General features: G+C 38.1%; 5 protein-coding genes. 3 read left to right on the top strand and 2 right to left on the bottom strand.

The annotated features are described in order from the left end of the window. Window positions 1–147: 147 nt before the first annotated feature. Both J3U16_RS06200 and J3U16_RS06195 read left to right on the top strand, forming a co-directional pair. On the top strand, window positions 148–1,470 hold the full coding sequence (locus tag J3U16_RS06200; RefSeq protein WP_267342642.1) for a hypothetical protein: 1,323 nt from the start codon (window positions 148–150) through the stop codon (window positions 1,468–1,470). Between the two features lie 337 nt (window positions 1,471–1,807). Beyond that, the gene (locus J3U16_RS06195; RefSeq protein ID WP_267330644.1) at window positions 1,808–2,989 is read left to right on the top strand and encodes an MFS transporter; all 1,182 of its coding nucleotides are present in this window, start codon (window positions 1,808–1,810) and stop codon (window positions 2,987–2,989) included. 54 nt (window positions 2,990–3,043) lie between these two features. Here the strand turns inward: J3U16_RS06195 and surE are convergent, their stop codons facing one another. Both surE and J3U16_RS06185 read right to left on the bottom strand, forming a co-directional pair. After that, a complete protein-coding gene (surE, locus tag J3U16_RS06190) occupies window positions 3,044–3,820 on the bottom strand; it encodes a 5'/3'-nucleotidase SurE (protein WP_267330643.1) in 777 nt (258 codons plus the stop codon). A 23-nt stretch (window positions 3,821–3,843) separates the two neighbouring features. Beyond that, window positions 3,844–4,695, bottom strand: coding sequence for a neutral zinc metallopeptidase (locus tag J3U16_RS06185; RefSeq protein WP_267342640.1), 852 nt, complete (start codon window positions 4,693–4,695; stop codon window positions 3,844–3,846). A 272-nt stretch (window positions 4,696–4,967) separates the two neighbouring features. On the opposite strand from J3U16_RS06185, the gene proP reads away from it, so the two are divergent. Further along, window positions 4,968–6,446, top strand: a complete 1,479-nt coding sequence (gene proP, locus J3U16_RS06180) for a glycine betaine/L-proline transporter ProP (RefSeq protein WP_267342639.1) — start codon at window positions 4,968–4,970, stop codon at window positions 6,444–6,446. The last annotated feature ends 572 nt before the right edge of the window (window positions 6,447–7,018 follow it).

The raw sequence follows: 7,018 nt of genomic DNA, 5'->3' as shown, positions 1-7,018 counted from the left end.
TTTTCCACGCAATCAAGTGAAATTCTGCGAATTTTCGCGCGATCGCTTCCGCGATCCTTTTTCAGATCCTATTTTCGATCCTTTCCCCAATTATCCCGGCAGGTTGTTTTTTTTGTGGTATTTTTTCTTGCTTTTTCGGGTCACGCATTGACATCAAAGACAACTAGGAATGCGATACAAGGTAGTGCACCTTATCTGACTTTCGACGGTGGTCGTACTCGTGCAGTTGATGCTAACGGTCTGCTTGGGATTACTTTATCTAACGGGACTAAATACACGCCTTCAACCAATACTTCATCTTATTCAAGACCTATCGTCTTGCCTGTTACAGGTCAGAGTTTTGCAGATATAGGCATGTTGGTTCCTACTGATACTAATTCAGTCGCTTTAAGTTCTCTTATCGGTCCTCCTAATAATTATTGGGGAGATGATGATGGTGATTCTGGTGTTTCTGCTACAGGTAGTTTAAGTTTATCTATCGTTGATAATAACAATCAACCAGTGTCACGTGATACAGTGTTAACGACATGTAATGATTCTGCACCTTATCGTGTTACATTATCCAGTACTAACGGCACATTAACTACTCGTTACGGGGTTCCTAATAGTAGTAATTTCAGTGCAAGCCATGTGACTTATTACGTTAATCCTAAGCCTGGTACTTCAGTTTGTGCTAGAGTTAAATTTGCCAGACCTAATTTGACTTACGGTACAGGTCTACATGCTGGCCCGGCTTCAATGTGGGACCCGGATAATGGTTTTATCCCTCAGTCAACTTCCCCATCACGTTATGGTTCGAACTTTCCTACTACCGGTCTTCATAGATTGTACTTTGATTTACTCATTTCTGATAATAATCAGCCATTGTTTTGGTCTCCGGTATCTCGCGGTGGTATTACAGCTACAATGTCTAATTCTACCGCTACAAGCGTACGTGTTACTTTAACTGGCCCTTACGCTGATTACAACCAACGGGATTCATCCTATCCTAGTCGTGTTTCCACTCCTTCTTTGCCTCAGACCTTCGAGTTGGTCGGTCGGGATAGTCGAGGTAATATTGTTGTTAAATATGGTTTTACTTTAAAGAAGTGGTTCGTACACCGTGGTTCTAGGCAGGACAATTATTCTCCAGCCTTATCTTGGTGTAATAATATTGGTTATCGTCTTGTTAAGGTAAAGGATTTGACTAATACATCTTGTCCGACAAGCAGCGTAAACTATGAAGACTGTAGCGGTTCAGTCGGCGCTACTCCTTCTTCACCTGGTCGTTATTACATGCGTCATATAGGTGCGGGCTTTTTCACGGAGTGGGGTCGTATCGATCAGTATTCAGACGTTAACTTTCATAGCTATTGGTACTGGACTAGTGACCTAAAATATAGTAGCCATTTCACTATTTTGTCGGACTCCGGTGGTATAAATTGGAGCCCCTACAACAGCTACAACGACGTGGTTTGCGTCTATCCTTAGCATATATTCTACGTCCTTAATCCTTAGGGTCGCAAGGGGAAAGATAATATTAAGTTACTAACAGTAAGCTACGAGTCAACGTTGCTAAGTGATAGAAAGCGATTTTGTGACTTAGCGACGTTTGAATTACACCCGCATAGGCGGGTTTATTTTTGAGGTTTTTTCGCAAAAAACTTGAGGAGCGGGGTTTTTTAAGCATTAAATCTACCATTTATTATTACATTTTTAGTATTAATGTTGATGGATTGTTTAAAAAGCCTTTATTTAAATACGCCTATATTCCCACTAATTTTAGGGGTATAATTGATGCACTTAATTTCATGGTAAATCGGCTTTTATGACTTCTTCATTCCTTCGAAAATCGGGTGTTGTTTTTGGTGCTTTTTTAGTAGCAACCTTTATTATTGGGGTGGCGGGTGCTTTGCAATCACCTACTTTAAGTCGTTTTTTATCGTTTGAAGTTGGCGCTGACCCTCGCTTAGTGGGGGCGTTTTATTCGATTAATGCGTTAGCCAGTATTATTGGTAGTTATCTGTTAGCTAAGTATTCAGACAATAAGGGTGATAGGCGTAAGATTGTTATTTTTTGTTGTTTGATGGGGTTGGCAAATAGTCTGACTTTTGCCTTTTCACGCAACTATTATGTATTAATTACATTAGGCGTATTTTTTGCTGCGTTAGCGTCTGCCGCGATGCCACAGATTTTTGCTATGGCGCGTGAGTATGCAGAAAAGAGTGGACGTAATGCGGTTGCCTTTAATTCCCTGATTCGTGCACAGTTGTCATTAGCGTGGGTGATTGGTCCCCCATTATCTTTTGCTTTGGCGATCAAGTACGGTTTTACCATCATGTATTTGTGTGCAATGTCGATGTTTATTATTTCGATGATTGTGGTAGCAATCTATTTACCACCCATTGAAAAAAAGGTTATCAGTTCGTTTACTGCTAATGAGTTGGCGGTGGCAAACCAATCAATTTTTACTAATCGTAATGTCATGTGTTTGCTAATTTCTACCATTTTTATGTGGACCGCTAATATGATGTATATCATCGATATGCCGATTTATGTAGAAACGGTTCTGCACTTATCTGATTCATTACCTGGTGGGTTGATGGGGTTAGCGGCAGGGATTGAAATTCCTATTATGATTATTGCGGGTTATTTGGTCCCCGTGTTAGGTAAGCGAAATCTATTTTTTATCGCTATAATTTGCGGAATTTTGTTTTATGTTGGGATGATTCTGTTTAAAGATTCAACCATGTTATATGTGTTGCAACTTTTTAACGGGCTGTTTATTGGGATTGTTGCTAACATTGGTATTATCTATTTCCAAGATTTGCTACCAACTCGTATGGGTGTGGCTTCAACGCTATTTAATAATGGTATTATTTGCAGTGTCATTTTAGCTGGTATCATTCAAGGTTTTGTTTCACAAGCTTACGGGCATGAAGTGATTTATTGGATTGGTTTAGTGATGGTGACGATTTCGTTTTTATTCTGTGCTTTAGTGAAGAAATAATTTATTTACGTCTTCCTGAGTGATTTAGGAAGACGTATAGACAATATCTAAGTTTTATACTTTGAACGTTGCTTTTATTTGTTGATATAACGCGTAATTCGTACGTTCATAATTTAACGGTGTAATAGCAATATAACCATCATTAGCTGCATCAAGCTCTTTGTCGATATCAACCTTTACACTTTGGTTACGTTTAGCTCTAAACCAAAAGTAGTCATGACCTTCTGGATCTTGAGTTTCTGCAATAACAAATTGGCTTACATCCGGCTCGCCCTGTTTTGTGATTTTTATCCCTTTTATTTGATCGGCTTGGCAATTAGGGAAGTTGATATTGAAGCAAGTCTTATCTGAAAGGGGGTAGAGTTGCCTGATTATCGATTCAGCAAGATGAGTTGAACAGTGCCAATTGGTTGGTGTGTTATCTTCACTGCTGACTTGACTTAGTGCCATGGCTGGCACGCCTAGCGTCATTGCCATCATTGCTGCCCCCACTGTGCCCGATAATATTGTTTCAAATCCCAAATTAGATCCATTATTAATTCCTGACAGCACGAGATCGGGTAATTGATTAGCCATTAGCGATTTTATGGCAAATAGTGAGCAGTCAGCCGGGGTGCCGTAGACTGCGTATTCTGTATTGCTCCGCTTTTGAACGCGAAATGGCGACTTTAAACTAACTGAACAAGAAACGCCACTTTGATCAACAATAGGTGCGACAATCCAAACTTCGTTTGCTATGTTTTCAGCCACGCTTTTTAAAATCTGAATTCCAGGCGCATCAATGCCATCATCATTGACTAAAAGTACTCGGTTGACTAATTTTTTTGACATATTGGTTCCTTTTTTATATTTCCTTATTGAATAAATGTATTGCACTGATCCATCGACCCACTGTCATAACCACGTTTAAACCATGTATAGCGTTGTTTTGATGTACCATGAGTAAAGCTATCAGGAACAATATAACCATTATTTTCTTGTTGAAGGCGATCATCGCCAATTGCTTGCACAGTATTTAGGGCTTGCTCAATATCACCCGCGTCTAAAATATTTTTCACGCCATTGCCCCATAATCCCGCATAACAGTCAGCTTGTAATTCAAGTTTGACCGACAATTGGTTACGGATTAGTGTAGATTGATTTTGCGATAATTGTTCAACTTTATTAAATGTGCCAAGTAAATTTTGTACATGGTGCCCAACTTCGTGTGCAATCACATAACCTTGTGCAAAGTCACCTCCGCCACCTAGGCGTCTTTTCATCTCTTGATAAAATGATAAGTCAAGATAAACCGTTTTATCGAGATTGCAATAGAATGGTCCCATCATGGCTTGCCCGGTACCGCACATGGTTCGGGTTGCTCCGTTATAGAGTACGAGTTTAGGGGGAATATAGGTTTTGCCTAATTTTTGGAATTGTTCGCGCCAGAAATCTTCGGTACTTGCTAATATTACTGAAGTAAATTTATCTGCGTCGTTAGGTTGGGTGTTGTCAATCTGGCTTGTTGATGTGGAATCATCCAAATCAATCACATTGCTGTCGAGCAAACCGGTTAAGTCAACGCCATAGTAGCCTGCCACTAATACAACAACAAATAAAACAATTTTACCTTTACCACCAATTGGGATGCGTGTCCCAATATCACTTCCTGATTGTGAGCGGCGATCTTCAATGTTATCACTCTCTCTTTGGTCTCTCCATCTCATAGGGAATACCTCATCAGTTTTGGTAACATCATTCTAAAGGATAATAGATGAGGTTACTAGCACTACTCATCATAAAAAGAGGATGTGATAAATGGGTTATTTTTGCTTTTTTTAGGTATATAATTCTTATCTATATCGCATCAATTGAATAAGTAAAATTGGTGTGATTGAATTTAAAACCTCATCTGACTCGCATAATTTGATTTAGTTTATCTTTGGCATGGTAGCCGGTTATTTATTTTTATATTAATGAATTTTAAAGGCGGTACTTCATGGCACAATCGAATAATAAACCTTTGGATATTGATGATATCCCTATCATTAATGACAATCAGCTAAAAAAAGCCACTTGGGCATCGGCGTTTAGTAATGCTATTGAGTGGTATGATTTTGGGGTGTACAGTTTTTTGGCGTATATTATTGGGCAGGTGTTTTTTCCTCATGTTTCGCCTAGCGTGCAGATTATTGCTGCATTATCGACTTTTTCTATTCCTTTTTTTGTTCGCCCTTTAGGGGGGATTATTTTTGGTTTAATTGGTGACAATATTGGTCGCCAAAAAGTGCTATCTATCACTTTAGTGATAATGTCGTTAAGCACATTTTGTATTGGGTTGATTCCAACTTATGAGACGATTGGTATCGCTTCGCCTGTGTTGCTATTGATTGTTAAATTAGCCCAAGGGTTTTCAATCGGTGGTGAATACTCTGGCTCAGCAACGGTAGTTGCCGAATATTCGCCCGATCGTAAACGTGGTTTTATTGGTGGTTGGCTTGATTTTGGTTCAATGGTGGGTTTTATAATTGGTGCAGGGCTAGTGGTGTTTTTATCAATGTTACTCAGTCAATCGGCGCTATTTAGTTGGGGCTGGCGAATTCCGTTTTTAATAGCCTTACCGCTTGGGATCATTAGCTTTATCCTACATCATATTTCAGAAGAGACGCCAACTTTCCAACAACACCTTGAAGCCAGAGAGTCGCAAGATAAGGCTGAATTAACACTAAAAAAAGTTGTCGGTAAATATTGGCAGCATATTTTAATTTGTGCGGGATTGGTTATTGTAACAAATGTCTCGTTTTATCTATTGCTAACGTATATGCCGAGCTATTTAGCGCATAATTTGAATTATGATACTGAACAAGGTTTGCTTATTATTATTGCGATTATGGTCGGGATGTTAATTATTCAACCTATTATCGGGTTATTAAGTGACAAGGTGGGTCGTAGGCCTTTCATTTTAATCGGAAGTATAGGTTTATTGCTATTATCTTATCCTGCATTTATGTTAATTAATAGCCAGCAAATACCTTTGGTTTTTTTAGGCGTATTTATTTTGGCCCTGTTTATTAACTGCTTTACTGGAATCATTACCTCAATATTACCCGCAATGTTTCCAACTAATATTCGCTATAGTGCTATTGCAAGCATTTTCAATGTTGCCATTATTATTGCCGGGGTAACGCCAACATTTGTGGCATGGCTTGTTGAATCAACTGGTAATTTATATATGCCTGCTTACAATTTAATGTTAGCAGGATTCATTGGTGTGATTACTGGGCTTGCTATGCATGAAACTGCAAATAAACCTTTACACGGCACTAATCCAACCGCCGCCAGTCGAGACGAAGCGCAATCACTTCTATCTGAACACTTTGATTCCATTGAAGAGGAAGTTGAAGATATCGATGAGCAGATCGAGGAACTACAAAATAAGCGACAAGAACTTGTCGATCAACATCCTAAATTGGATTAGTTAACTTTTTCCATTGCTTAGAATTAGTTTATAAAAGTTGAGGAAAGGAGGCTAAAGCTATTAAGCGCCAAACGTTTTACTCACTATTGGCTTAAATTGTTTAATATAAAATTATATTTTATACTGGATCGGATTTTTGACTTAGCAACGGAAAAGGAATGGGTAAAGTCACTTTTGAGCAATTTATTTATTTAAGCATTGTGGAATCGTATTGTTTTTCATAATGATTTATATGCTCAATGAATTTGATGCTTATTTAAAAGAAAGAGAAAGAGAAAGTCAAAGTCAAAAGCGAAAGAAGCCGAAGAAAATATTCAAAACAGATGTTCCATTAATTAAGTCGGTACAAGAATTTAAAAAATTAAAAAAGAGTAAACGCCGCAAATTTAGTTTTATGTGGAAGTGTTTTTATCGAATAAAGGATTTTTTTAGAAAAAAAAGTTGAGGCGTGGGGTTTTTGGAATATTAAAATCGCTCATTTTTATATCTTTTCTAATATCAAACCGTGGTCATTTTATATAACTTTTTTTATTCTAAACAAGTCTATTTTTAACTGGCTGTTCATCATTTTT

The organism is Gilliamella sp. B3023 (assembly GCF_026536845.1).
Classification (GTDB): Bacteria; Pseudomonadota; Gammaproteobacteria; order Enterobacterales; family Orbaceae; genus Gilliamella; species Gilliamella apicola_E.
Note: the sequence above shows the minus strand (reverse complement) of the source record. Positions and strands in the feature narration are given on the sequence as shown.